This window comes from Dehalogenimonas sp. NIT-SK1, from assembly GCF_055384165.1.
Genome location: NZ_AP042352.1, coordinates 470,220 through 495,843, shown reverse-complemented (window position 1 = coordinate 495,843; position 25,624 = coordinate 470,220). Strand labels below are relative to the sequence as shown.

Sequence of the window (25,624 nt, the reverse complement as noted above, 5' to 3'; positions counted from 1 at the left end):
GACGTTTTTGGGTTATTGTATAATTAATATGCCTAAACTGACTTTCCTGGGCGCCGCCGGCAATGTCACCGGGTCAAGGTATCTCCTGGAAGATACCCGGACGCAGCTTTTGGTTGACTGCGGCATGTACCAGGAACGCGAATTCCGTTCCCGCAACTGGGACACTTCGCCCCTTGAGCCGTCAAAGATAGACGCCGTGTTCCTGACTCACGCTCACATTGACCACTGCGGGCTGCTGCCCAGGCTGGTTAAGGAAGGCTTCAGCGGTCCGGTGTACGCCACCGACGCCACCCTGGAAATGGCGGAGGTAATGCTGCTGGATTCAGCGCGCATCCAGGAAGAAGACGCGGACTATAAAAAGCGACGTCACACCCGGGAAGGTAGGCGCGGCAAGACACCGCACCCAGAAGCCCCGCTCTACACGGTTGAAGACGCTCAGGCTTGTGTACCGCTGTTCCGCCCAATACCGCGGGAGAAACCTTTGAAACTGGACGGCATAACAGCCACCCTCTTTGATGCCGGTCACGTCATGGGTTCAGCCATGGTGTTGCTTGAATTTATGTCGGGAAACCAGGCTCGTTCCATCTGTTTTTCCGGCGACATCGGCCGTCCCGAACGCCTGCTGCAGGACGCGCCGGAATCCCTGGCCTCCCCGGACTACCTGGTGGTCGAGTCTACCTACGGTGACCGGGAGCATCCGCCGTCTTCGGAGATTAAAAAACGGCTGGCGGATATCATCAATGATACCGTCCGCCGCGGCGGCAACATCGTTATCCCGGCTTTTGCCCTGGAACGCACCCAGGAACTGCTGCATTACCTGAAATTACTGCGGGCACAGGGAGAAATCCCCAAAATACCGGTTTTCGTTGACAGCCCCATGGCTATCAAGCTTACTGAAATCTTCAGTCGCCACCCGGAACTCTGGGGAGGTGATATCGACAATTACAAAAAAGGATCGCCGTTTGAGTTCTCCGGATTAACCCTGACCGGGTCGGTTTCGGATTCAAGAGCAATCGCTAAAAAGAAGGGTTCCAGCATTATAATCGCCGGTTCGGGCATGGCAGCCGGTGGCCGTATCAAGCACCACCTGGTCAGTAATATCTCTCGGAGCGAGAGCACCATCCTTTTCGTCGGCTACCAGGCTCGCGGTACGCTGGGAAGGGTAATCACCAGCGGCACTTCACCGGTACGGATACTGGGTCAGTACTATGATGTTAATGCCCGCGTAGAGCAACTGCACGGTCTGTCGGCTCACGCCGGCCGCAGCGAATTATTAAACTGGGCATCACACATGGCCAAGCCGCCGCGGCATATCTTCGTCACTCACGGTGAAGAAGAATCTGCCGCCTCTTTCACCGAAGCACTGAAGCAGCGCACCGGCTGGCCGGTAACCGCGCCCGTCTACGGCGACAGTTTTGAGTTGTAATCCCGCCGCCTAGATTTCCTTGCCCTGGAGTATCCGGGCCGCCAGGTAAGTACCCAGGATTATGAACGCCAGCGTCACCCCCAGCGCCAACCACTCAGCACCACCGCCCTGGCCGGAAATGAGGTGGTTGCCCCAGCTGTTGAGTGAGCCGGGCATAACCCTTCCCAGCCACGGTACCGCTCCCAGGCCCGAGGTGCCGAGCAGCACCGCGATGGATACACCGCCGGCAGCCAGTGAGTTTTTGAATACCGCCGAAAAAATCAGTGTCAAGGTTATGCAAAATACCAGGTACACCGCCATCAGACCGTTCTGGGCGATAAAACCGCCCAGGTTGCCCTCGCCAATGAGCATCCAGGTATAGCCGTATGCGCCTATGCCGCCGATAACCAGCCCGATGATAAAACTGATACTTAGAGCCAGCAGCTTGGCTGTCACGAATGCGCCGGTGCTGACCGGTTTTGAAAGAGTCATGGCAGCGGTACCGCTGCGGCGTTCTCCAGCGATGGCTCCCATGCTGATCAACACCGCCACCAGCAGCCCCATCTGAAGAGCGGTGGCCGAATATTCAGTTAACGCCTGCAGGGCGGTTGGCGGCGGAATCGTAATACCACCCAGGTCCTCGCCGGCCAGTTTTATAATTTCCGGCAGGTATTTCAGCATTACCGGCGTCAGCAACCCGAAAAAAAGGAATATACCGGACACGATTAACAGGCGAAAGGTCTTTAACTGCTCCCGCCATTCCTTGGATAAAAGAGTTTTGAAACCTTTCATGCCTTCTTTACCACCTCAACAAATATATCTTCCAGGCTTGGCTGGGTCAGTTCGTAACGCAGCAGCGTCAGATTGCTGGCGGCAATCAGGCGCGGTAATTCCCGGCGCGCCGCGGCTACGTCGCTGGTAGTGATACGCGTCCCCGTACCGGAGTTATCCGTTATCCTTTCCGATTTTACAAACCAAGTCTGCTTCTCCAGGGTCGTAATAAATTCTCCATAATCCTCGGCAAACTCGACTTCAAAGACGGAGCGGGCATACTTATTGCGCAGTTCTTCCACAGTCGAGGTAAGCACCAGCTTGCCCTCATTGATAATGCCGACTGAATCGCAGACCCGTTCAACATCCGACAGAATATGGGTTGACATGAAAACCGTGGCTTCTTCCTGCAGACGACCAATGAGGTCCAGTACATCCCGGCGGCCTATGGGGTCAAGGGCGCTGGTCGGCTCATCGAGAAACAGGACTTTTGGCTTATGGAGCATGGCCTGGGCTATTCCGAGGCGCTGCTTCATGCCTCGGGAATACCCCCCTACCTTGCGGCTGCCGGCCTTTCTAAGCTCCACGATATCAAGGATTTCCTCAATTCGCTTTCCAAGTTCAGGGTATCTTATATTGTAGAGTTCACCGGCGAATTTGAGGTATTCCCGGCCGGTCATCCAATCGTAAAACGCCGGCACATCCGGTAGAAAACCGAAATTTCGTCTCACATCCACCGAACCCGGCACTACTTCATCTCCGGCGATAAAAGTCCGGCCTTCAGACGGGCTCGAAAGACCTATCATCATTTTTACTGTTGTCGTTTTACCGGCTCCGTTCGGACCCAGGAACCCAAAAACAGCCTTGTCCGGTACTTCCAGGTTGAGATTGTCCACTGCCGCTATATCGCCGAAACGCTTGGACAGATTTTCAGTTCTGATAACCGGAATCATACGGGCCCTCCTCACCTTCTCCGTGACGACCCCATACCAGGTATACGATGGGACCGATAAGATTAACGAATATTATCAGCAGCACCCACAGCAGTTTACTCTCACCTTTAACTTTCTGCCGCTTGGAAAGGTCCAGAAGGGCAACAATCAGAAGCGCCAACTCGATAATGATAATCGGTATCAGCAGCGGTAGCAGATCCTTGATTAAAGCCAGCGTCTCATCAGTCATGGCATTAACTCCTTGATTTTTATATAGGTCGCTTCCAGTGACTCATTGATTACCCTGGTTTCACCCAGTGTCGGCATGAAATTAGTATCACCAACCCACCGCGGCACAATATGGCAGTGAAGATGTTTATCCACTCCGGCGCCGGCTGATCTTCCCAGGTTAAAACCGACATTAAAGCCTTCTGGTTTCATGCCTCGCGTAAGCACGTCCTCGCACATGGCGGTCAGGTCTATTATCTCTTGTCTCTCATCAGAGGTGAGTTCGGACAAACGACTGGCGTGACGGAACGGTACTATCATAAGGTGACCGGAGGCGTATGGATAAGCGTTCATGATAATAAACGCTTCTTTCCCACGATACAGGATAAGCGTTTTTTCATCATCTTCCTGCTGCGGTAATTCACAAAAGATGCAGCCGTCACTCTTGTGATTTTCAAATAATTTGGCTCTCCATGGCGCCCAAAGTTGATCCATATATTTTCCTTTTATTTCGCTATTTTACGAAATACTATACCTCGCTAAATATTCTGTCAAGCAACAATATAGTATCTTTGAAACAGTGGGTGAACAATAGTCAACAGTCGTGTTTTATACTGGTCTTTAGGCCAGTATAGAATTGCCTACCAAGACTTCCGGGTTATGGTAGAATTCATGGTACTCGACAATAGGCATGAGAGGCTGGAAATGCCCGACAAACACCGTACAAAAATTATCGTCAATCCTGCCGCGGGTTCTGGAACCACCATCCGCCGCTGGCCTCGTATCAAAAGCCAGTTGGATAAACTGGCTATCCAGTACGACCATGTCTTCACTGAACAGGTAGGTCATGGTATTGAACTGGCTGCGGAAGCATCAAGTCAGGGTTATAAATATGTAGTCGCCGTAGGCGGCGACGGCACCATAAATGAAGTAGTGAACGGCCTTTTGTCAGCTCCGCCGGCAACACAATATGCTGAACCGGTCACCCCGGTTGACCTGGGTATCATAAATACCGGCACCGGTTCCGATTTCGTCAGGTCTTTGGGCATTCCCCGCAATTCCAATCGAGCCTGCCATCACCTGCTCAGTCGCCAAAGACTCAAGGTTGATGTCGGCTTAATAGAATGGAATGACAAAGGAGAGGAAAGACGGCGTTACTTCGTCAATGCCGCCGGGGTCGGTTTTGACGCTGAAGCGGCGGAAGCGAAAAAACGGATAGCCCGATTTCTGCGCGGGCCGATATCCTATTTTTTAAGCGTCGGCGCAACTCTCTTCGGTTACCGCAACCGTCCGGTGAGTATTAAATGTGATGAATCTGAAGAGAAGATTCACCAGGCTCTTTCAGTGATTATCGCCAACGGCAACTATTTCGGCGGTGGCATGAAGGTTGCCCCAGATGCCGAAATGGGTGACCAGCTCTTTGATGTATTAACTATCGGGGACATCGGAAAAATGGAACTTATTCAGGCTTTTCCCAGGGTGTATGGGGGTACTCATATCACCCATCCCAAGGTAAAAATTGAACGCGCCGCCACCATAACTTTGTCTTCCACCGAAAGGTTGCTGCTTCAAGCTGATGGTGAAATAATCGGAGAAGGAGCTTTCCGGTTGTCACTATTGCCCGGAGCATTGAATATTATTATCTAAATGATTTCAGCCTAATTCCTTGACAGCTTTCTCGATTCGCTCCAAAGCCTCAGCCAATGTTGCTTTAGGGCAGGCAATATTCATTCTTTGAAAACCTTCTCCCCCGGGACCAAAAGCACTGCCGTCATCCAGCCCCACTCCTGCCTCATAAATGAAAAATTCCCGCAGTTGTTTTTTATCCAGGCCCAGGCCACGGCAGTCTAACCAGACCAGGTAAGTCCCTTCGGGTTTTATAACTTTAATTTCCGGGACTCTGTCTTTAAAGTAGCTGACCAAATAATCTAAATTTTCTTGCAGGTAATCAAGAAGTTGTCCCAGCCATTCATCGCCATCACGAAAAGCCGCTTCGAGCGCTGTCATCGCCATAATATCCGGTTGCGGCATGATAGCGCCTCGGGCGCGCTGAAATTCCAATCTCAATTTTGGATTCGGAATGATGATGACCGACGCTGCCAATCCAGCCAGGTTAAATGTCTTGCTGGCCGACATGCATACCAGGGAATTCTGAGCAAATTCATCCGATATATTGGCAAACGGCGTATGCTTCACCCCGTCAAAGAGCAGTTCGCAATGAACTTCGTCAGAAATAACCACCGCTCCATTTTCTATTGCGATATTTCCAGCTTCCATCAATTCCTGCCGGCTCCAGACCCTCCCTACCGGGTTATGCGGATTACACAACAGCATCGCTTTTGCCGGCGGCTGCGACCGAAACAGGCTTCTATCGGAAGTAAAATGTCGTACTAAATCTTGATAATCCATTTTATAGCAACCATTTTCCAGTTTTAATGAGTTTACGGCAATTCTACACCCGGCATCCGGCAATACTGACCAGAATGGATGATAAACCGGAGCACCCATAACCACCGAGTCACCGGGATGAGTGTAAGCGCGCAGCGCCGCCGCTACTGCCGGAATTACACCGGGAGTAAAAACCAGCCATTCAGGCCGAACCGTCCAGCCATATTTGAGTTGCAGGCGGTTAATGATAGTATCAATAAGCGATTGGGCTGGTCGTGAATAACCATAAACTGGGTGATCGGTGCGTCGCCGCAGTGCTTCAGTAATCTGTTGCGCCACCGGAAAATCCATATCCGCCACCCACAGCGGGATAACATCCTCCCGCCCGAATTTTTCTTTTCTCATATCCCATTTAACGGAATTGGTACCAACGCGCGGTATCAGCCGATCAAAACCATATTTCATCATAATTTCTCCGGTATTATATTGATTTAAGAAGTGAGCAGTAATAATATTATTATAAGACCTTGGAGGTATGAAAGTGGAATACAACAAACTAACTCCTGAGGAAGAGGACGTTATTATCAATAAGGGAACGGAACCTCCGTTTACTGGTGAGTATGAAAATACCGTCACTTCAGGAACTTATGTATGCCGCCGCTGCAATAATCCACTTTACCAATCAGACAGTAAATTCCACTCCGGATGCGGCTGGCCCAGTTTCGATGCAGAGATCCCCGGACAAGTAACCCGAGTCCCTGATGCCGACGGAAGGAGGACCGAGATACTCTGTGCCGCTTGTGGCGGCCACCTGGGTCATGTTTTTACCGGAGAGAATTTTACTCCTAAAAACACTCGGCACTGTGTTAATTCCCTTTCCATTAAGTTGATACCTGAAACAGGAATATAGCTGAAAATTTTAATTCTTTAGTTTCAGAGAACACAGCGCTTAATAAACTATCCCTTAAGCCCTCTATTGCCAAATATTAATAAACCAAACCGTCACAGCAAATACCTAAAATATTCTTGACAATCATGTAACATACTGGTAATAATACGACCGTCTATATACGGCAATCTATTGCCGTATCAGTATATCAATAAAGGAGTTTTTCTATGAATCTACAACGCCCCAACGCTAATGATGCCACCCAAACTACCAACCGTTCCAAAAATGTTGTCCCCATGAGCGGTCTTTGTTCTCGCTGCACCGATGACTGTACCGGAAACTGCGAGGTCTTCAAATCTACTTTCAGAGGTCGTGAACTCATTTATCCCGGCCCTTTCGGTAATGTAACAGCCGGAGCAGATAAAGATTATCCTCTTGACTATTCCCACCTAAACATTCAGGGATATGCCTTTGGAGGACGTGGTCTTGCCGAAGGGGTTGTGGCAGACCCGGATACCGCAACATTCCCCTGCGTGGATACCACCACTGAATACGGGTGGGACCAGAAGGTCAAAATGCGTGTTCCGGTTTTCACCGGTGCGCTCGGTTCTACCGAAATTGCTCGAAAATATTGGGAACATTTTGCAGTGGGGGCTGCTATTTCCGGTGTAACCCTGGTTTGCGGCGAAAATGTTTGCGGTATTGACCCGGCGTTGGAAATTGACTCGAACGGCAAAGTAGCCAAATCACCGGATATGGATCGCCGTATAGAAACCTATCATCGGTATCATCGCGACATGGGTGAGATACTAGTCCAATTGAACGTCGAGGATACACGTCTAGGGGTAGCGGAATACGTTCATAACAAGCATGGATTAAAAACAATTGAGCTCAAATGGGGTCAGGGGGCGAAGTGCATCGGTGGTGAGATCAAAGTCAACAGCCTGGAAAGGGCCCGGGAACTGCAATACAGGGGTTATATTGTTACTCCGGACCCATCTGATCATGTCAATGTAGATGCCTTCAATGATGGATCACTAAAGGAATTTGAACGCCACAGCCGCCTCGGATTCATCAGTGAAGAGAGCTTTATGGAAGAGGTTGAACGCCTACGAAAGATTGGTTTTACCCGGATAACCCTCAAAACCGGCGCCTATTCGTTGCGTGAACTGGCTATGGCTATTAAATGGAGTTCCAAGGCAAAAATTGACCTTCTCACCATCGACGGCGCACCGGGCGGAACTGGCATGAGCCCGTGGCGTATGATGGAGGAATGGGGCGTCCCCAGTCTTTACCTGCACGCGGCAGCTTATGAGTTTGCCAAGAAACTATCCGACAAAGGTGAAAAAGTACCTGATTTAGCCTTTGCTGGTGGCTTTTCCAGCGAAGACGGCATATTCAAAGCATTGGCTCTCGGTGCTCCATTCACTAAAGCTGTGTGTATGGGCAGGGCTTTGATGATACCGGGAATGGTCGGCAAAAATATCTCCGGTTGGCTCGCTGAAGGTAAATTACCGCGCACTGTCGGTCAATTCGGTTCATCAGTTGAAGAAATTTTTGTTCACTATGAAGACGTTAAAGAATTGGTCGGTGCCGAGGAGATTAAAAATATCCCGCTTGGAGCAATTGGTATCTACAGCTACGCGGAAAAGCTCAAAGTAGGCTTGCAACAATTAATGGCTGGCGCTAGATGTTTTAACTTACCGGCCATTACCCGGCGTGAGATTATGTCACTCACCGAAGAATGTGCCAAGGTTACCGGTATCCCCTACGTCATGGAGGCATACCGCCAGGAAGCTATGGATGTACTGGACAGTTAGCCTGTATTAAGTTCCTGACTTTAACCGGGTGTCCTATTCTGGACACCCGGTTTTTTATCCAGTTACCCCTAACAATATTGACCATGAATACTCGTTGTTGCTATAATTCTTCCTTAAACAAGGAGGCCTGAATGACCCATCCCCAATTTAAAGAGCTCCGCCGTTCTTATGGATTCGACGAAGTTGCTATAGTTCCCGGCGACGTAACCATCAATCCCGAACAGACGGATGTAAGTTTTAAAATCGGTGATATTGAATTTAAAATTCCGGTGGTAGCAGCTGCCATGGACGCCGTAACAGATGTAAACATGGCAATCAGAATGAGTAAATTAGGCGGGCTGGCGGTAATTCACGGTGAAGGAATACAAGCCCGCTATCATGACGCTGAAGCCGTGTTGGCGCAGATTGCAGAAACGCCTCAGTCCGAAGTAACAGCGCTGTTACAGAAAATATATACCGAACCTATCAAAGAAGAGTTGATCGCTGAAAGGATCAGAGCCGTCAAAGATGGCGGCGGCGTTGCTGCCGTAGCCGTTATGCCGGCAAACGCCAAACGATTAGCACCGATAATTTCCGAAGCTGGAGCTGATATACTGGTAGTCGCTTCTACGGTTACTACCGCCCGCCATGTTTCAAAGAGTTACCGAGGGCTTATTTTTTCCGAACTCTGTGCCAGTATAGATATTCCGGTAGTGGTCGGCAATTGCGTCAGTTATTCAGCATCACTGGAACTGATGCGGGAAGGTGTATCCGGTATTTTTGTGGGCGTTGGGCCGGGTGCCGCCTGTACTTCCCGTGAAGTGCTCGGTTTGGGAGTACCTCAGATCACCGCTACCATGGACTGTGCGGCAGCCAGGGAAAAGTACCTCGCTGAAACCGGCCGCCGAGTTGCCATAATAACTGACGGCGGTTTCAAAAAAGGTGGGGATTTCTGCAAAGCTATTGCCGCCGGAGCTGATGCCGCAATGTTCGGTTCTATTATAGCGCGTTCTAAAGAAGCTCCGGGGCTGGGTTATCACTGGGGCATGAGCCATCCCCATCCTTCACTACCGCGAGGAACCCGCATTAAAGTCGGCACCACCGGCACCTTGGAACAAATATTATTCGGCCCTACTTCTGTCGTTGACGGCACTCAAAATTTTGTTGGCGCGCTGCAAACCGTTATGGGTGTCTGTGGAGCAGCCAATATCAATGAAATGCAACAGGCTGAAATGGTTATCGCCCCAGCAATTACAACTGAAGGCAAGAGTTACCAGTTAACAAACAGCGTATAGCTTTCCGGTCAGCCAGTAAAAAAAGATGGGAACGAATTGTTCCCATCTTTTTTTCATTTTTCAACAGCACGGGCATATTCCAGATTTATGATATAATTTGTTTGTAATCTAGTAAAAACTGCGAGTATATTTTAGGATTTCTGAGGAATAAACACCTTATGAAAGTGACTGTCTATACAACACAAACCTGACCACACTGCCGAACCGTGAAGGGGTTCCTTTCACAACGAGGTATTTCTTTCCAAGAGATTGATGTTTCTCGAGATGCCGTCGCCGCCCAGCAACTCGCTCGCAAGACCGGGCAAATGGCAGTACCGGTAACTGAAATAGACGGTAACCTGGTGGTCGGCTTCAATCAACAACAACTTGAATATCACCTTAGCCGGGCGGCAAAAACATCCGCGCCACAATTCGGTGCTTCCGTTACTGATGCTGAATTATATACATCCAAGCATGGTCTAAAAACAGAAAAGGGGGTCTACATAGGCTCCGTACGCGCCGGTTTGCCGGCCGCCTCTGCCGGTTTAAAAACCGGAGACATCATCACCGGCTTCAACTCAACGACCATAAATAACACTGCGGATATGAACAAGGTGCTCAAAAATTTACAAAAGGGAGCCCGAATAAAAATTAAGTTCATCCGGGCTGGAGAGTCTCATCAGGCCGAGGGGTTACTCTGATGGATATAGCTAGTGTTATTCTAAAGGTTTCTTTCGTTGCCGGTCCATAAGATGCTGAATAGCCATTACCGGATGCCGCGTCGTCATCCGAGGCCCGGCGTATCGCATTACCAGCCTTATCTGCTCGCGTAATTCAGGTTTGTAGCAATGCACAGGACATTTTGAACAGGCTGTCTTGCCTTCACCGAATGGGCACTTTATCAATCGGTTCAATGCATATTCGGTTAACTTTTGACACTCAGGGCAATTTTCTGGACGTCGATGGTTATCCCGGCAATACATACTTATCATCTTAGCCACGGTCGCGGCTTCGCGTTTGAGCCGGGGGAAGGCATCAAGATTTTCATGAGACTGCTCTGTCATATAATTACCTATCGGCGAGGACTGAAAATAATACTTGGTTAGCCGGACCACCGCTGATCAGGTGCTAATCACCCGTAGCTGACAAGCCCGACTAGCCAAGTTATCGAATCGTTTACTGACTGGTAAACCGTCTCTAATGAATGGCAAACCGGCCTAAATGTTGAGTGTCTACCTTGTTCCAGACCGTTAAATCCAACTAACCCAATTTGGATTTAACTTCACGTCGATACTTTTCAGCACCTTTAGATACGGTATCCCCGACTTCTTCAGCACGACTCTTAACTACGTCGCTAAAGTGCTCGGCTTTACCACGGAATTCGTGAGCTTGCTTCTGCAGTTCCCGACGGGTTCTTCGGCCCGATTGAGGCGCATATAACAAACCAAAACCCAAGCCAAGAGCGGTACCAGCCAAAAGGCCAAAAACCAAGCCACTGATAGTGTCATTATTCATAGCTTACCTCCTTTACAATATCCAACCTTATCAACAAGCAGTGTCATTCACCTTTAAACTAGGCCTCTTGATATGGTGTCTGACATCGTCACCTATCTCTTCTGCCCTATCAATCAAATGGTCCCCCAATTCTTCGGCGCGAGCCCGAATCTCAGCCGTACGATGTTTAAGGTCATCTCTTAGCTCGTGACCGGAGCGTGGCGCATAAAGTAAACCCAAGCCGATACCAATAATCAATCCGGTAAACAAACCTGACATCAAATCACTGCTGGAGTTGTTGCTCATATATTTTATACCTCCCTGTTTTGTAATTTCCAACGCTAAACTAGTCTCAAGGTTATTTCTTAACCTATCGGTATTTTCAGATTCTGCAATACTTATTCCTAATAATATTATATCATACACTTGTCAAATCTAATCTTTTAAATCGAACTTTTCTGTATTTATAACATCTGGATTCATCAGGTTGCCAAGCTGACGCCTAACTGTTAACATATAACCATAATTTAATATAGTTACTGGGGGAGCTTGGAGGCTGAGAGTCCCGTCTGGTAAGGGCGACCCTTGGAACCTGGTCTCGGTAATGCGAGCGTAGGGAAGTAGCAATTACTTGACCAGAAGAATAGTCTTCTGGTTTTTTCATCCGCCTCAGTCTCATAAGTTTAACTCCATGTCATCAAAAAGGAGAAGAACTGTTATGAGTGCAGAAATGCCGGAAATCGGTAAAATTTCACCGGACATCTTTAAAGAGATAATTTTTCCCCGGCTTGGCGCAACAAGTGATAAAACACTGGTCGGTCCGCAACATGGAGTTGATGTCGGCATCGCTGAAATCGGTGGACAGGCCGTTTCTTTCACTACTGATCCCGTTTTCATTGTGCCGCAATACGGTTGGGAACGGGCCGCCTGGTTTGCGGTACACATTATTGCATCCGATTCCGCTACAAGCGGTTTAAAGCCTAAATATCTTTCGATTGACCTCAATCTACCAATGGAGATAACTAAAGAAGAACTGTCTATAATGTGGGATACAATTCATCAGGAATGCCGCAAAATGGATATCAATATAATCACCGGTCACACTGCCCGTTATGAAGGGTGCCACTACCCATTCGTTGGGGGAGCAACCATGGTAGGAATAGGCAATCTAGATGAATATGTTACTCCGCGTTTTGCTAAAGCCGGTGACAGCATAATCATAACCAAAGGACCGGCTATTGAAGCCTGTGGTATATTTGCTGCCATGTTCCCTGGAATAATTGCCGAAAAATACGGAGCTGATTTTGCCATCAAAGCCGAAGGGATTTTTTATCAAATGTCTGTCATCGAAGATGCCATGACAGCGGTTTCCGTTGGTGTCCGTGAAGATGGGGTTACTTCCATGCATGACGCCACCGAATGCGGTATTTGGGGAGGACTTTTTGAAGTAGCCCATGCCGCCGGACTTGGTGCGCGTATTGACAAGGACAAGATAGTTGTACTGGATGGAATAATGGAGATCTGTCAGCTATTTGAGATTGACCCTTACGCTTCCATCAGTGAAGGCAGTCTAATAATAACCTGCCGGCCCCATAAGGCCGATTCAGTTGTAAAAGCGCTCAACGGCAAAAACATACCCGCCTCAATAGTCGGAGAATTAACACCTGCCGAAACCGGCATGACACTTGTTGAGAAAGGCAGGGAATCCAGTTTAGAGCACCCTATTGTCGATCCTTTCTGGAGGGCTTTTTATAAAGCCGCCGGTACATCTGAGGATTAAGAATAAATGAGCCCGCACAGACTCCCGGATACCGATATATATGCCGTGCTGTCAAGCATGCATTCATTGGGGCGAAATAATATTGAAACAGCCCGACAATTGCTGGAGGCCGGGATTAAGATTATTCAATATCGGGAAAAAAACTTTAGCAGTTACCAAAAACACCAAGAGTGTCAGGATATACGCCGGTTATGCCGCCGTCACAACGCCTGTTTTATCATTAATGATGATGCGGAACTAGCCGTCGCTTCAGATGCTGACGGACTACACCTGGGGCCGAATGATCTACCGCCGGAAGCAGCCAGGCACTTGATTGGTCCGGATAAAATAATAGGGTTTTCGGCTACCACCACCGATGAAATTGATACGGCCTTAAGTGCTGCGAACATTGATTATCTGGGAGTTGGCCCCGTTTTTTATACCAACACAAAATGCGATGCCGCGGAACCCGGAGGTATATCACTGCTGGATTATGCGCTGCGGCACAGCCGGCTGCCTGTGGTTGCCATCGGCGGTATCAAGGCTGAAAATATTCCGGAATTGGTCCGGCTTGGCACCTGTTATATGGCTATGGTTTCCGAACTGGTCAGTGCCCCGGACATACCACAAAAAGTAACAACAATCAGAGCAATCATAAAAGCGGCAAAAAGACAATAACTAAACTTATGTTTCTTCTTGCCATGCGGACTCAATAAGGTCTAGTTCATCGTCATCCATACCAAAATGATGGGCCAGTTCATGACGCACCGTCTTTTCAACCTGATTTACAATTTCTTCATCTGATGAGCAGAATGACTCTATGGGCTTCTGGAAAATGGTTATCTTATCCGGCAATACCAGACTGTAATTAGTATCGCGTTCAATTAAGGGCACCCCTTCGTATAACCCCAGCAACTCATTCCGGTCAACACCATCAAGTTGATGAGGCTCAGGATAGTCATCCACCACTATTTCAACATTATCCATCAACTCTATGAATTCTTCCGGCAGATTATCCAATGCCCGAACAACTAAAGACGAAAAGCGGTCTCTGTTCATAAATCAATCATTCAGTTAGCACTCGTGTTTTCTCCCAGTATAAAGCGGATATCTGTTATCCGCCGCTCAACTGCCGTCAGTTCCTGTTCAAGTTCTTTACGCTGCCGCACAGCTTCGGTTGTGAAAACACGGTCCACCAGCAGTTTCTGACTCAATAGTTTCTTCCTGCGGGCCAAAAGCTGAGACTCTTCCTGACGATACTTCAACAAATAATCATTAATATCCGGCATATATACCACCTATTAAGCAACATTATAACACCTTTAAAAACACGGATTCATGAAGCCCCGACCAGGACGCTTTGCCATTAACCATACGTGACCAACAGCGTCAGTCGATGTTATAATGCCTGATTCAACAAGCGAGGTAATAATGATCGATTACGGTATTGAGGTTAAACTGCTGGCCATTACCCCGGACGCTGAAGAGTTAACCGAACAGGCTGGCCGTTTGTGCTATGCCAGTGGTGATAAACAGGGGAGCAACGAAAACTGGCTTCAGACCAGGATCAAACAGGGTCATGAAAGCTTGGTAGAACATGCCTCGGCAACTTTTTTTATTAGAGCATCCAGAGCATTGACCCACGAATTAGTTCGTCACCGGATCGCCGCCTATTCACAGCGCAGTCAACGGTATGTTAAAGAAACTACGGCCGAATTCATCACCCCACCCGAGCTGGGAGAAATCAGTGGCGCTCCGGACATATATCAGGAATCAATGAATTCCGCCTGGGATGCTTACAAAAAATTGATAAATTCGGGAGTAAAAGCAGAAATTGCCCGCTATGTACTGCCCAATGCCTGCAGTACGGAAATAATCTGCACCTGGAACTTCCGGGAAATAAGACATATCATTAACCTACGATCCGGCCCGGCAGCGCTGCCCGAAATGCGTGCTGTGGTCAACGCCATCAAGGAAATAATGAAAGCTCAGGCGCCAAAGATATTCGGTGATTTGTAGTGCGGTGTTTCAGCTAACAAAAAAACAGGCACTTTTTTTAATGTGCCTGTTTTACTTTCATTGGTAGCGGGGATAGGATTCGAACCTATGACCTTCGGGTTATGAGCCCGACGAGCTGCCACTGCTCCACCCCGCGTCAAACAACCACTTAGTATGGCATCTTTGGTGGCTTAATGTCAAACAATTAAACGTAAGCAGTAATAACTCTTTGCCGCCAAAGGATTAATAACCTATAATACAGGCGTTTATTATTAGTTACCCTTAGAGTTATTCTAACAGTTCAGGCGGTTACATGACGGCTGAAAAACCTTTGTTCCAAGATATTTTCAAATCGGTCCCATCTAAATTCGACCGCAACCGCTCAGAACTCATTCCTATGTTGCAGTATTTCCAGAATCAAGTGGGTTATTTGCCGGAAGAACTGATATCTGCAGCCGCTGAATACCTCAAACTCTCTGAAAGCACAGTGTACAGCGTCGCCTCATTTTACACTCAGTTCAAATTTCAACCCCCGGGCCGAAACAGCATCAAAGTCTGTTGCGGCACTGCCTGCCATGTCGGCGGCGGAGAACGGATTATCGATGAACTTCAGCGGCATCTGCAAATTAAACCTGGAGAAACTACCCCGGACCTTGAATACTCATTGGATACCGTCGCCTGCATGGGTGCCTGTGCTTTGGCACCGGTAATACTGGTTAATGATGAAATTCACGGACGTACAACTGCTGCCCGCGTGCTTGATGCCGTTACCAAGAAGCAGAAACTGGGGAAGGGCTGCAAATGTCGGTAATACTTGATTTCCCGACCGTCAAGGCTGAATCTGAAACGGAATGGCAATCACTTATTGACAGTTGTGTACCTCATATTCTCATCGGCACCGCAACTTGCGGCAAGGTATCCGGGGCCATGAGTGTCCTGGATGGGATCAATAACACCCTTGAAAAGCTTCAAATTAAAGCAACAGTAACCCGGGTCGGTTGTTTCGGTATGTGTTATGCGGAACCCACCATGGACATTGTTTTATCCGGTCAACCCCGCATAAGTTACGGTTTTATGACTCCGGAAAAAGCCGGGCAATTGATTGAAGATTATATTGTAAATGGCAACCCCAGGCCTGATTTGGCACTTTGCACCATTGGTAAAGGGAAGGTGAACGGGATTCCTTCTCTTGAAGACATGCCCATGTTTAAAGGACAAAAACGTATCGCACTGCGAAACTGCGGTTACATTAATCCACTTCGCATCGGTCATTATATTGCCCGCGGCGGTTATTCAGCCCTTCATCGGGTGCTTACCGGATTAACTCCGCAGCAGGTCATCGACGAAATTAAGGAATCTGGGCTCCGTGGGCTCGGCGGCGCTGGATTCCCTACTGGGATCAAATGGCAGTACTGTTATGATGCCTCAAGTAACTGTAAATATGTCATCTGCAACGCTGACGAGGGTGACCCCGGTGCATTTATGGACAGGTCAATACTGGAAGGTGATCCACACTCGGTGATAGAAGGCCTGATCCTTGCCGCCTACGGGGTGGGTGCGACACATGGTTACATATACGTACGCGCTGAATATCCCTTGGCCGTTTCAACCGTTAAGCATGCCGTAAAGCAGGCACGGGACATGGGCTTGCTTGGGTATAATATAATGGGAACCGATTTTGACTTTGATATTCAAATTAAAGAAGGAGCGGGTGCGTTTGTCTGCGGTGAAGAAACCGCATTGATTGCCAGCATTGAAGGCAAACGCGGTATGCCTCGGACACGCCCGCCTTTCCCGGCTAGTGCCGGTCTCTGGGGTAAACCCACCAACATTAATAATGTTAAAACACTGGCCATGGTTTCTTATATTCTGGCCGGCAACGCCGCGGATTATGCGGCGGTCGGCACGGCTGTAAGCAAAGGTACTAGTGTTTTTGCTCTGGCTGGCAACGTAAACCACATGGGGCTTATTGAAGTCCCCATGGGAATAACGCTACGGGATGCTGTTTTCGGCATCGGGGGAGGCATCCCGGACAACAAAAACCTCAAAGCAGTTCAAATCGGAGGACCATCGGGAGGTTGTCTGCCTGCCGCGTTGCTCGACACTCGCCTCGACTATGAATCATTGCTGCATTCCGGTGCTATTATGGGTTCTGGTGGCATGGTCGTCATGAACGAAGCTACTTGCATGGTAGATATCGCCCGCTACTTTTTGTCTTTTATTCAGTCAGAATCATGCGGTAAATGTACTCCCTGCCGGCTTGGCACCCACCAGATGCTGAACATACTTGAACGCATTACCCAGGGCAACGGCAAACAGAATGATATACCACTGCTGGAAGAATTGGCCGGACATATAAAAAGTTCTTCATTATGCGCTCTCGGTAGAACTGCGCCCAATCCAGTGTTGACTACCCTTAAATATTTCCTTGATGAATATGAAGCTCATATTCATCATAAAAAATGCCCTGCTGGTGTCTGCAAGGCATTGATATCTTATTCAATAGTAACGGAGAGATGCAACGGATGCCGATTATGCGTAAATAAATGCCCCACCCAAGCTATTTCTTTCGTTGCCAAAAAAACCCCGGTGATCATAGATCAGGACAGGTGCAACCGCTGCGGTATTTGCCGGGATACCTGTAAACTTGACGCGGTTGCCGTAATTTAAACTATGTTGAAACTCACGATTAATGATCGCCAAATTTCAGCTGTTGAAGGCCAGACTGTGCTGGAGGTGGCGCTCGATAATGGTATATATATTCCGAATTTATGCTACGCTCCGGACCTTAAGCCCTATGGCGGCTGCCGGTTGTGCATCGTTGAAATTGATGGAATGAAAGGCTTGCTGACTGCCTGCACCACACTCGCTGCTGAAGGAATGAAGGTTCGCACGGACTCTCAGCTACTTACAGCAGCCCGACGTTCTATTCTTGACCTGATGCTGGCTGAACATCCGCTGGAATGCCTAACCTGTGTCAAAAATCAAAGATGCGAACTGCAAAAAGTGGCCGCATATCTTGGTTTTACTGAACGTAAATTACCGCATTCCGGCCGAATTCAATCAATTGATGACTCCAATCCCTTCTTCCGCTTAAACCGGAATTACTGCATCCTTTGCGGTCGCTGCACTCGCGCTTGTGACGAGATTACCGGCAATAACGCCATTGAGATTGTTAACCGAGGTTACCAGAGCCGGGTAGGTACTGCCGCTGATATGCCACTCTCGGAAACCAACTGCCGTTCCTGCGGCGAATGTGTAGCTCATTGCCCGGTAGCCGCATTAATTCCCAACGAATACGCTGAAGCCGAACGTCAGGTTACAACAGTATGCTCTTACTGCGGGGTTGGTTGTGGGTTGAAGCTGCAAATACGCGACGATAAAATCATCGGTGTAGAAGGTGACCATTCTAACCCGGTTTCTAAAGGAAGGCTGTGTGCCAAAGGCCGTTTCGGCATAAAAGATTTCGTACACCACAAGGAAAGACTGACCGACCCGCTCATCAGAAATAGCCTTGATTTTATTCAGACCGAATGGGATGAAGCGCTAGAATATGTTTGTTCCAAATTGGCTCGATACCAACCGGGAGAGATCGCTGTCATCGCATCAGCAAAAGCAACCAATGAAGATAACTACGTTGCGCAAAAGCTGACTCGTGCCGTTTTGGGTACCAACAACATTGACCACTGCGCCCGTCTATGCCACAGCCCTACTGTCGCCGGTTTAGCCGCTGCTTTCGGATCGGGAGCGATGACCAATTCAATCAATGACATGGCAAAATCTGAGTGTTTCCTTGTCATTGGTGCCAATACTACTGAAACTCACCCGATAATCGGTTTTGAACTCAAACAGGCTGTTAAGAGTGGGGCTAAACTCATAGTGATCAATCCAGTTAAAATCCCATTGGCTAATTCAGCCGACATTTTCCTGCAACCGGCGCCGGGCACCGATGTGATGCTTCTTTCGGCTATATGCAAAATCATTATCGACCAAAAGATGTATGATGAAGCTTATATTTCCCATCACACCGATAATTTTACTGACCTTGTCGAATCACTCCGGAGTTTTGAACTTGAAAATGCCGCCAGGATAACGGGGATATCACTAGACAAAATTCAGGAAGCGGCGTCTTTATATGCTTCAGCAAAACCGGCAGGTATATTCTACGCCATGGGCCTGACTCAGCACAGCCACGGGACAGATAATGTCCGCATGGTAGCAAACCTGGCCTTGCTAACCGGAAATATCGGTAAACCCGGCAGCGGAGTCAATCCGCTGCGCGGCCAAAATAATGTCCAGGGTGCTTGCGATATGGGAGCTCTTCCGGATGTATTCCCCGGATATCAGAAAGTAATTGATGTAGCCTCAAGAGTTGAATTTGAAAAGGCCTGGGGAGTATCTTTGCCACAGCAACCCGGACTGAATTTGACCGAAACCCTGGATGCCATCGATCGTGGTGAGATAAAAGCTCTATATGTAATCGGTGAAAACATTGCTTCTGCCGGAGCGAACCTTAACCGCGTCAGGACTACCCTCTCTAAACTTAAGCTGCTGATAGTGCAGGATATGTTCCTCACTGAAACTGCTGAGATGGCTCACGTTGTCCTGCCGGCGGCAAGTTTTGCTGAAAAAGACGGGACATTCACTAATACTGAACGCCGGGTGCAGAGAGTCCGCTTTGCCGTACCGCCACCTGGGCAATCAAGACCGGATTGGTGGATCACGACCGAAATCGGCAAACGCCTCGGAGGTAAAGGATTCAACTATACCGGTCCAGCACAAATTTTCAATGAGATGCGGAGTATAAACCCGTTGTATGCCGGAATTACCTATAAACGGCTGGAAAATGATGGTTTGCAGTGGCCTTGTCCGGCCGAAGATCATCCGGGCACCCCAATACTGCACGCTGCCGGTTTCAACCGCGGTAAAGGAAGTTTTCAAGCTGTTGAATTCCGGCCGCCGGTTGAATTGCCGGATAAAGACTACCCTTTAATCCTGACCACCGGACGCAACACGTATCATTTCCACACCGGAAGCATGACCAGGCGGGTAAAAGGACTTACAGAGCTTCAGCCTGATGAAATTTTAGAAATCTCACCGGAAGACGCTGACAGGCTTGGTATCAACAACGGCGATACTATAAGAATCAGCTCACGGCGAGGTTCGGTTACCGCATCAGCCAGGGTAAGTAGTAGCCTAAAAGCCGGAGTAGTATTCATGACCTTCCATTTTCCGGAAACATCTACTAACCTCCTGACAAATCCGGCTACTGACCCCATTGCCGGAATACCTGAACTTAAAGTGGCTGCCATACGTCTTGAAAAGGCAGAAAAAGCAAAGAACCGATGAAACAGTACCTGGGTATTGATATTATCGAAATACACCGTATTGAACTAGCGCTCAACCGCTGGGGGTCTGCCTTTCTTAAGCGCATTTATACCGACCGGGAAATAGAGCTTTACCGTAATAATACTCCATCATTGGCCGCCAGATTCGCCGCTAAAGAAGCCGCAGTTAAAGCCTTGGGCTGCCGCGAACTCGTCTACCATGATATCGAGATAATCTCCAAATCGGGCATGCGACCGGAAATTACGCTGTATGGGCGGGCAAAATCTATTGCTGCGGAAATGGGCATAAGTGAGTTGGCGGTCAGCTTGTCCCATAGCCGTGAGCATGCCGCCGCCGTAGTATCCGGGCTGGTGGCTTAACCCTTATGAGGCGCAAGGCGCTCCTGTTGCCGCCGCGGATGATAATTCAAGAACAAAGCAACTATCGCCCCGACAATACAGATATACATCGCCGTGGTTAATGTTGTGCTTAGAGCCAGAGTGAATTGTTCTGTCATCACCTGTTCTATCAGGAGCTTTAAAAATTCTGGCGCGTCTTTAGTAACCGCAACACCCATGCCGCCATGACTAACTCCCTCCAGTATGGCATCCTTGGCTGTCTGCGGCATAAAAGGAACACCTTCGAAGAACAACCGCAGATTCTTCACCATATTGAACTGCAGAATCGCGCCCAGCACGGTAATACCCAGAGTCGCCCCAACTTGCCGCATAGTAGTAAGAATTCCCGAGGCCGCACCGGAACTGGCAACCGGCGCGGAAGCCATGACTATAGCGCTGAGGGGAGCCATGACCAAACCTAACCCCAATCCGGCTAACGCCAGCGGTCCAATAAAGGCCTGGCCGCTAATTTCCGGATTTACTTGAGCTAATAATGAGAAGGCCAAGGCCACCATCAGCATTCCCGCCGACATTAACCACCGCATCTGGATGCGGTCAGCCAAACGTCCGGCCAAGGGCGAAACTATCATCAGCGCCAGTGGCAGCGGCAATACGATAAGCCCGGTTTCCATGGCGGAAAAACCCCGGACAGCCTGGAGATAAATTACCGTCAGAAATATAAAACCCACCAGACAGAACATTACCAGAAGACCCAGTATATTACCGGCGGAAAAAGTTATATCCCTAAAAAACCTGATGGGAATAAGCGGCGCCGGACCTTTAGCTTCAATGAAAATGAAAGAAACCAGGGCCAGAACACTGATACCGAATAAACTCAGGATAAGTAGTGACGTCCAACCATAAGCCTGTCCTTCAATCAAGGCAAAGCTGAGAGAACCTAAAAATATAGAAGCGGCCGCGATACCCGGAATATCTATTTTTCGACTGACTTTGGAATCTCTTGATTCAGGCAAGATTTTTACTGCCGCTACCAGCGTTGCCAGGCCGATCGGAAGGTTCACCAGAAAAACCCACTGCCAACCAAGGTTGCCTACCAGTACACCCCCGATAAGCGGCCCCATAGCGGCCGCTGCGCCGGCCGAGGCTCCCCAGATACCCATGGCTAAACCACGGTGCCCTTTTTGAAAGGTCACGTTGAGAATGGAAAGAGTAGCCGGCATCATGGCGGCACCGCCTACCGCCTGCAGCGCCCGTCCGGATATTAGCCAATTTATGTCCTGAGCAATGCCGCATATGAACGAAGAGAGGGTAAAAACTACCAGCCCACTGATAAACAACCGTTTCCGGCCGAATATATCACCCAAACGGCCCATGGTGATCAAAAGCATGGCAAAAACCATTACATACGCGTTGAGCACCCACTCAGCGTCCGCCAGTGAAGCCGGCAAGTTTTCCATAATATCAGGTAGCGCGATATTTACAATGGTGACATCAAGATTGACCATGAACAGGGCGATGCACAACACGGTCAATACTGCCCACTTATTTCGGATTATCATTACCACCTTTGCCTCTGCCAGCGCCTGAATACTGTAATTAACGGCCCATTGTATCACGTTATAAGTTACGCATTAACACATTGCGCTTGATAAATTGGATAAATTTACAGCCCGAAACCACAAAATACCAATCACTTTCCAAAATTTATTTTCCCAAACCTATTGAAATCAGGATATTTTAGGACTAAACTGGAAATATGGACGTTATTGAACTCATCAAAAAAGCCGGTGAGCTTCATGCTTCTGATTTACAACTAGTCATTGACAGCCCCCCTTTGGTACGCGTTGACGGTGAACTGGAAGCGCTTGACAGCCAGGAAATACTGACCGCCCATGATATTGACGTAGCCCTTACCCAGTTGACCGATGAAGAGCAACGCCAGAAATTCCTTCAGAACAAAGAACTGGATTTTGCTTATTCACTTGATGACTTTGGACGCCTGCGCTGTAATGTCGCCCGGCAGATGAACGGCATGAGTCTGGCTATCCGGCTGCTGCCGCCGAAAATATTGACCATTGATGAACTCGAGCTTCCTCAGGTTTTTAAAGGCCTGGTAAGTCAACCCCGCGGTTTAATATTGGTCACCGGTCCCACCGGCAGCGGTAAAAGTACCACCCTGGCCGCTATGGTGCACCACATGAATCAAAACGGCGGCCATCATATTATCACCATTGAAGACCCGGTGGAATATGTTCACCATCGCATAAAGTGCGCCATCACCCAGCGCCAACTCGGAGATGATACTGTTTCTTACAGTTCAGCTTTGAGACACGTTTTACGCCAAAATCCTGATGTCATCATGTTGGGTGAGATAAGAGATGCGGAAACAGCGTCTGCGGCGCTTTCAGTGGCTGAAACCGGGCATCTGGTTCTTTCAACATCCCACGCCCCTTCAGCGCCCCAAGCCATCGAAAGAACTATCGATCTTTTCGCACCTCATGAGCGTCATTTAGTCGAAACCCGCCTGGCTTCACTGTTGATAGCCGTAGCCTGCCAGGCACTAGTACCCCGAGCTGATGGACCTGGTCGTATCGCCGCAGTAGAGGTCCTGCTGGCCAACGCAGCCGTAAAAAGCCTGGTGCGGGAAGGTAAAGTGCACCATTTGCACAATGTCATTACAACTCATCGAGAAATGGGCATGATAACGCTGGATGAGTCCCTGGCCGAACTGTATAAGAATGGAAGAATAAGCCTTAAAACCCTGTTCGCATATTGCAATGATTCTAATGAAGTGAAAAAATACCTGGGCTCCAAGGCAGCACAGGTCAATCACGACTTAACTAGATAAAATCCACTTTAATCTGTTTCATAAAACCATTGAAATTTGCCATGTCAGCAGCGTCACCCGTTACTTTATTTTCATCATCAAACTTGAGTTTCCAATAGCGCCCTAACCCTTCCCGACAATCCGGTTTGGTAAAATCAGCTTCCCATGATAGACAGACAGCGGGCTTATAGGATTGAATACGGCAGAAAAAATACCGATGGTCACTTTGAGGTTCCAGAAAGACACATCGGCCATCTTGGTGTTTCAGTAAAACAGTTTGGACTCCCGGCCACGCCGGATCAAGGTATTGCGTCTGGAAATCCAGCCAGCTCATCCCAAGTTTATCCGAAATAATCTCAGCTTCCGAAAGAGGCAGCTGCGCTTGATATTTGGAACAGCATACCCCGCAGCAAAAACAAACTAAAGAGGCTTCATTTTTTCTCATCGCTCTAGTCCCTAAAATCCACACTGGCGTACTAGCGGCTATTATAATGCTTTTATAGTACCGGCTCCACAATAATGCTATACTGAAAAAAATAGTCCGATATCTGGCATTTAGCAACATGTATTAAGGTGAGGGCAGCAATGATGCAGATTCAAAACGTGATAATACCTCTGGACGGTTCCGAAGACGCTGAGATCACCCTGCCTTACGGATTTGAGATCGCACAGATATCAAACGCTAAAATACATCTGATATCTGTTGATGAAAGCGGCTCTGCTGATACGACAAATCTTTACCAGAGCTATCAATCTCTCCTGGAAACGCGTCTGCAGCAAGAGCACCCCAAACTCAATAGATCATGGCAGATCCACCTGAAAAAAGGCAAAGCTGTGGATGAAATTGCCAATTTCACCAAAACCATTAATGACGCCATCCTAGTAATTTCAGCCCATGGGGCCTCAGGTCTGGGTGCTGCCCAAATCGGCAAAACCGCCAATAAACTGCTTAATTCAACAGATAAGCCGGTACTGCTGATAAAATCCAAGGCGCCGGAACAAAAATCTCTAATCGGGCGTGTCCTGGTTCCTTTGGATGGCTCAGGTGTCGGTCAGGCAGCCATTGACTTGGTTTCCGCTATGGCTCCTGTATTGCGGGCTGAAATTGTGCTTATACAGGTGGTAGAACCGGTGCGTTATATGCCCAGCATTGACGGCCTCGGTGCTTACACCATGCCGATCAATGATAATGAAATTGAGCAGGAAGCCGTCAGTTTCCTGGAACGCCGCGCGGAAGAACTGCGCCATCAAGGCCTCTCCGTTTCAACCGTGGTTAAAACCGGTGCCGCTACTGAACTGATATTGAATTATGCCGCTGAAAACAATATTGATCTTATCGCCATGTCCACCCATGGCCTGTCCGGTCTTTCAAGATGGGTCTTCGGCAGCGTGACTGAAAAAATCATCCAGTACGGCACAACCCCGGTTTTGGTTGTCCATCCGTCAGATGACTGAATGATCAAAGTATAACCGAGTCGAAGAAGCTTTTTATCCGGTAATGATCTTAACACTGCTTGATACTGGTTCCCCAATAATGTTTTTCAGTCCAGTTTTGACAGGTGATTTTTTGGAAACCGGCATGCCGCATTATCTCAGCCAAGCGCTCAACGGAAATGCGTATTTTCTTTGGTGGACCGGGTGCCTCAAGCTCCGGGCGCCACTCCAATACCAACAGTCTTCCGCCTGGTTTTAGTAATCTGGAGGCTTCATCAATCAATGCCTGAGGGTTATTCGTTTCATGCAAAACAAAAGCCGCCAGGCAAAAATCTGACGTGCCTGATGTTAAACCAGTGTCCATAAAATCCTTCTCAACAAGACTGATGTTAGCCGCCGGATTCTTCGCCTTAAGTTTATCCAGCATGATACTGCTTCCATCCACCGCAAATACTCTTCCGTCGTAACCGACCATTGTACTCATGGGAACAGAAAAAGTTCCGGTTCCGCAGCCAAGGTCAACGCAGACCATTCCTGGTCTTATATGCCCGATTTCGCGCAGCAGTTCCGGAATACGAAGTTCTTCAATACGCCCTTCACTATCCATTTTTGAAGCCCTGCTGACATCAAACCTGGAATCAGCCATCATTGTTTCCCAATTCTCTTTTCAACTCTGCTTCTATATATCAGCACTATGGACTTCCCATGGTGTGTCATCTTTGACTTCCTGCCTTTCCTT

Annotated in this window: 28 protein-coding genes, 1 tRNA gene, 1 pseudogene and 1 riboswitch; of the genes and pseudogenes, 16 read left to right on the top strand and 14 right to left on the bottom strand. The window is 48.5% G+C overall.

Annotated features, from left to right (window positions below; all coding sequences use genetic code 11):
* Nucleotides 1-28 precede the first annotated feature (28 nt).
* On the top strand, nt 29-1,426 hold the full coding sequence (locus ACZ48S_RS02680) for an MBL fold metallo-hydrolase RNA specificity domain-containing protein (RefSeq protein WP_464213808.1): 1,398 nt from the start codon (nt 29-31) through the stop codon (nt 1,424-1,426).
* Between the two features lie 9 nt (nt 1,427-1,435).
* Here the strand turns inward: ACZ48S_RS02680 and ACZ48S_RS02675 are convergent, their stop codons facing one another.
* From ACZ48S_RS02675 to ACZ48S_RS02660, 4 genes are read right to left on the bottom strand one after another with little or no spacing between them, the layout of a single operon-like run.
* Nucleotides 1,436-2,197, bottom strand: a complete 762-nt coding sequence (locus ACZ48S_RS02675; protein ID WP_464213806.1) for an ABC transporter permease — start codon at nt 2,195-2,197, stop codon at nt 1,436-1,438.
* Nucleotides 2,194-3,129: an ABC transporter ATP-binding protein gene (locus ACZ48S_RS02670; protein WP_464213803.1), complete on the bottom strand. Its 936-nt coding sequence runs from the start codon at nt 3,127-3,129 to the stop codon at nt 2,194-2,196. The genes ACZ48S_RS02675 and ACZ48S_RS02670 overlap by 4 nt, the downstream gene beginning before the upstream one ends.
* Nucleotides 3,107-3,358: a PLD nuclease N-terminal domain-containing protein gene (locus tag ACZ48S_RS02665; RefSeq protein ID WP_464213801.1), complete on the bottom strand. Its 252-nt coding sequence runs from the start codon at nt 3,356-3,358 to the stop codon at nt 3,107-3,109. Before ACZ48S_RS02665 ends, ACZ48S_RS02670 begins: the two co-directional genes overlap by 23 nt.
* Nucleotides 3,355-3,831, bottom strand: a complete 477-nt coding sequence (locus ACZ48S_RS02660) for an HIT family protein (protein WP_464213799.1) — start codon at nt 3,829-3,831, stop codon at nt 3,355-3,357. The genes ACZ48S_RS02665 and ACZ48S_RS02660 overlap by 4 nt, the downstream gene beginning before the upstream one ends.
* Before the next feature lie 210 nt (nt 3,832-4,041).
* Here ACZ48S_RS02660 and ACZ48S_RS02655 point away from each other — a divergent pair, with 210 nt between their 5' ends.
* Nucleotides 4,042-4,983 (top strand): diacylglycerol/lipid kinase family protein, encoded by a 942-nt coding sequence (locus ACZ48S_RS02655; RefSeq protein WP_464213797.1) that lies wholly within the window; start codon nt 4,042-4,044, stop codon nt 4,981-4,983.
* A 6-nt stretch (nt 4,984-4,989) separates the two neighbouring features.
* On the opposite strand, the gene ACZ48S_RS02650 is transcribed toward ACZ48S_RS02655, so the two are convergent.
* Complete coding sequence (locus ACZ48S_RS02650) at nt 4,990-6,192, bottom strand: MalY/PatB family protein (protein WP_464213795.1); 1,203 nt, start codon at nt 6,190-6,192, stop codon at nt 4,990-4,992.
* Between the two features lie 73 nt (nt 6,193-6,265).
* Here ACZ48S_RS02650 and ACZ48S_RS02645 point away from each other — a divergent pair, with 73 nt between their 5' ends.
* From ACZ48S_RS02645 to ACZ48S_RS02625, 5 genes and pseudogenes are all read left to right on the top strand, one after another.
* Nucleotides 6,266-6,634, top strand: a complete 369-nt coding sequence (locus ACZ48S_RS02645) for a methionine-R-sulfoxide reductase (RefSeq protein WP_464213793.1) — start codon at nt 6,266-6,268, stop codon at nt 6,632-6,634.
* Between the two features lie 206 nt (nt 6,635-6,840).
* Nucleotides 6,841-8,433 (top strand): FMN-binding glutamate synthase family protein, encoded by a 1,593-nt coding sequence (locus ACZ48S_RS02640; RefSeq protein WP_464213791.1) that lies wholly within the window; start codon nt 6,841-6,843, stop codon nt 8,431-8,433.
* Nucleotides 8,434-8,564: 131 nt separating this feature from the next.
* A complete protein-coding gene (locus ACZ48S_RS02635) occupies nt 8,565-9,707 on the top strand; it encodes a GuaB3 family IMP dehydrogenase-related protein (RefSeq protein WP_464213789.1) in 1,143 nt (380 codons plus the stop codon).
* Nucleotides 9,708-9,910: 203 nt separating this feature from the next.
* Nucleotides 9,911-10,039, top strand: a pseudogene (locus ACZ48S_RS02630) (glutaredoxin family protein); the annotation flags it as partial.
* Nucleotides 10,013-10,387 (top strand): PDZ domain-containing protein, encoded by a 375-nt coding sequence (locus tag ACZ48S_RS02625; RefSeq protein WP_464214530.1) that lies wholly within the window; start codon nt 10,013-10,015, stop codon nt 10,385-10,387. The pseudogene ACZ48S_RS02630 and the gene ACZ48S_RS02625, both read left to right, overlap by 27 nt.
* Nucleotides 10,388-10,402: 15 nt before the next feature.
* Here the strand turns inward: ACZ48S_RS02625 and ACZ48S_RS02620 are convergent, their stop codons facing one another.
* The 3 genes from ACZ48S_RS02620 to ACZ48S_RS02610 form a co-directional block, all read right to left on the bottom strand.
* Nucleotides 10,403-10,750 (bottom strand): nitrous oxide-stimulated promoter family protein, encoded by a 348-nt coding sequence (locus ACZ48S_RS02620; RefSeq protein ID WP_464213787.1) that lies wholly within the window; start codon nt 10,748-10,750, stop codon nt 10,403-10,405.
* Between the two features lie 196 nt (nt 10,751-10,946).
* Entirely contained in the window at nt 10,947-11,201 is a 255-nt protein-coding gene (locus ACZ48S_RS02615; protein WP_464213785.1) for a YtxH domain-containing protein, read from the bottom strand.
* Nucleotides 11,202-11,231: 30 nt separating this feature from the next.
* Nucleotides 11,232-11,606, bottom strand: coding sequence for a YtxH domain-containing protein (locus ACZ48S_RS02610; protein WP_464213783.1), 375 nt, complete (start codon nt 11,604-11,606; stop codon nt 11,232-11,234).
* A 105-nt stretch (nt 11,607-11,711) separates the two neighbouring features.
* Nucleotides 11,712-11,816, top strand: a riboswitch (TPP riboswitch).
* 82 nt (nt 11,817-11,898) lie between these two features.
* Here ACZ48S_RS02610 and ACZ48S_RS02605 point away from each other — a divergent pair.
* Nucleotides 11,899-12,960: an AIR synthase family protein gene (locus ACZ48S_RS02605; protein ID WP_464213781.1), complete on the top strand. Its 1,062-nt coding sequence runs from the start codon at nt 11,899-11,901 to the stop codon at nt 12,958-12,960.
* Nucleotides 12,961-12,966: 6 nt separating this feature from the next.
* Nucleotides 12,967-13,617: a thiamine phosphate synthase gene (thiE, locus tag ACZ48S_RS02600; protein WP_464213779.1), complete on the top strand. Its 651-nt coding sequence runs from the start codon at nt 12,967-12,969 to the stop codon at nt 13,615-13,617.
* A gap of 6 nt (nt 13,618-13,623) precedes the next feature.
* Here the strand turns inward: thiE and ACZ48S_RS02595 are convergent, their stop codons facing one another.
* Nucleotides 13,624-13,998 (bottom strand): metallopeptidase family protein, encoded by a 375-nt coding sequence (locus tag ACZ48S_RS02595; RefSeq protein WP_464213777.1) that lies wholly within the window; start codon nt 13,996-13,998, stop codon nt 13,624-13,626.
* Nucleotides 13,999-14,009: 11 nt separating this feature from the next.
* On the bottom strand, nt 14,010-14,228 hold the full coding sequence (locus tag ACZ48S_RS02590; protein ID WP_464213775.1) for a hypothetical protein: 219 nt from the start codon (nt 14,226-14,228) through the stop codon (nt 14,010-14,012).
* 115 nt (nt 14,229-14,343) lie between these two features.
* Between ACZ48S_RS02590 and thyX the strand changes: the two genes are divergently transcribed.
* Nucleotides 14,344-14,958, top strand: coding sequence for an FAD-dependent thymidylate synthase (gene thyX / locus ACZ48S_RS02585; RefSeq protein WP_464213773.1), 615 nt, complete (start codon nt 14,344-14,346; stop codon nt 14,956-14,958).
* A gap of 61 nt (nt 14,959-15,019) precedes the next feature.
* Here thyX and ACZ48S_RS02580 read toward each other — a convergent pair.
* Nucleotides 15,020-15,094: transfer RNA gene (locus ACZ48S_RS02580), tRNA-Met, on the bottom strand.
* A gap of 156 nt (nt 15,095-15,250) precedes the next feature.
* On the opposite strand from ACZ48S_RS02580, the gene nuoE reads away from it, so the two are divergent.
* Genes nuoE through acpS form a run of 4 tightly spaced genes read left to right on the top strand, consistent with a single transcriptional unit; the run spans nt 15,251 to nt 20,645 of the window.
* Entirely contained in the window at nt 15,251-15,748 is a 498-nt protein-coding gene (gene nuoE, locus ACZ48S_RS02575; RefSeq protein WP_464213771.1) for an NADH-quinone oxidoreductase subunit NuoE, read from the top strand.
* Nucleotides 15,739-17,607, top strand: a complete 1,869-nt coding sequence (locus tag ACZ48S_RS02570; RefSeq protein WP_464213769.1) for an NADH-ubiquinone oxidoreductase-F iron-sulfur binding region domain-containing protein — start codon at nt 15,739-15,741, stop codon at nt 17,605-17,607. The genes nuoE and ACZ48S_RS02570 overlap by 10 nt, the downstream gene beginning before the upstream one ends.
* 3 nt (nt 17,608-17,610) lie before the next feature.
* On the top strand, nt 17,611-20,286 hold the full coding sequence (gene fdhF, locus ACZ48S_RS02565) for a formate dehydrogenase subunit alpha (RefSeq protein WP_464213767.1): 2,676 nt from the start codon (nt 17,611-17,613) through the stop codon (nt 20,284-20,286).
* Complete coding sequence (gene acpS, locus ACZ48S_RS02560; RefSeq protein ID WP_464213765.1) at nt 20,283-20,645, top strand: holo-ACP synthase; 363 nt, start codon at nt 20,283-20,285, stop codon at nt 20,643-20,645. Before fdhF ends, acpS begins: the two co-directional genes overlap by 4 nt.
* Here the strand turns inward: acpS and ACZ48S_RS02555 are convergent.
* Nucleotides 20,642-22,183 (bottom strand): MFS transporter, encoded by a 1,542-nt coding sequence (locus ACZ48S_RS02555; protein ID WP_464213763.1) that lies wholly within the window; start codon nt 22,181-22,183, stop codon nt 20,642-20,644. The two genes, acpS and ACZ48S_RS02555, sit on opposite strands and share 4 nt — an antisense overlap.
* A gap of 197 nt (nt 22,184-22,380) precedes the next feature.
* Between ACZ48S_RS02555 and ACZ48S_RS02550 the strand changes: the two genes are divergently transcribed.
* Nucleotides 22,381-23,472, top strand: a complete 1,092-nt coding sequence (locus tag ACZ48S_RS02550; protein WP_464213761.1) for a type IV pilus twitching motility protein PilT — start codon at nt 22,381-22,383, stop codon at nt 23,470-23,472.
* Here the strand turns inward: ACZ48S_RS02550 and ACZ48S_RS02545 are convergent.
* On the bottom strand, nt 23,465-23,896 hold the full coding sequence (locus ACZ48S_RS02545; RefSeq protein ID WP_464213759.1) for a YkgJ family cysteine cluster protein: 432 nt from the start codon (nt 23,894-23,896) through the stop codon (nt 23,465-23,467). The two genes, ACZ48S_RS02550 and ACZ48S_RS02545, sit on opposite strands and share 8 nt — an antisense overlap.
* Nucleotides 23,897-24,036: 140 nt before the next feature.
* Here ACZ48S_RS02545 and ACZ48S_RS02540 point away from each other — a divergent pair, with 140 nt between their 5' ends.
* Nucleotides 24,037-24,906: a universal stress protein gene (locus ACZ48S_RS02540; protein ID WP_464213757.1), complete on the top strand. Its 870-nt coding sequence runs from the start codon at nt 24,037-24,039 to the stop codon at nt 24,904-24,906.
* Between the two features lie 49 nt (nt 24,907-24,955).
* Here ACZ48S_RS02540 and ACZ48S_RS02535 read toward each other — a convergent pair whose 3' ends face one another.
* Complete coding sequence (locus ACZ48S_RS02535; protein ID WP_464213755.1) at nt 24,956-25,534, bottom strand: class I SAM-dependent methyltransferase; 579 nt, start codon at nt 25,532-25,534, stop codon at nt 24,956-24,958.
* Nucleotides 25,535-25,624: the final 90 nt, after the last annotated feature.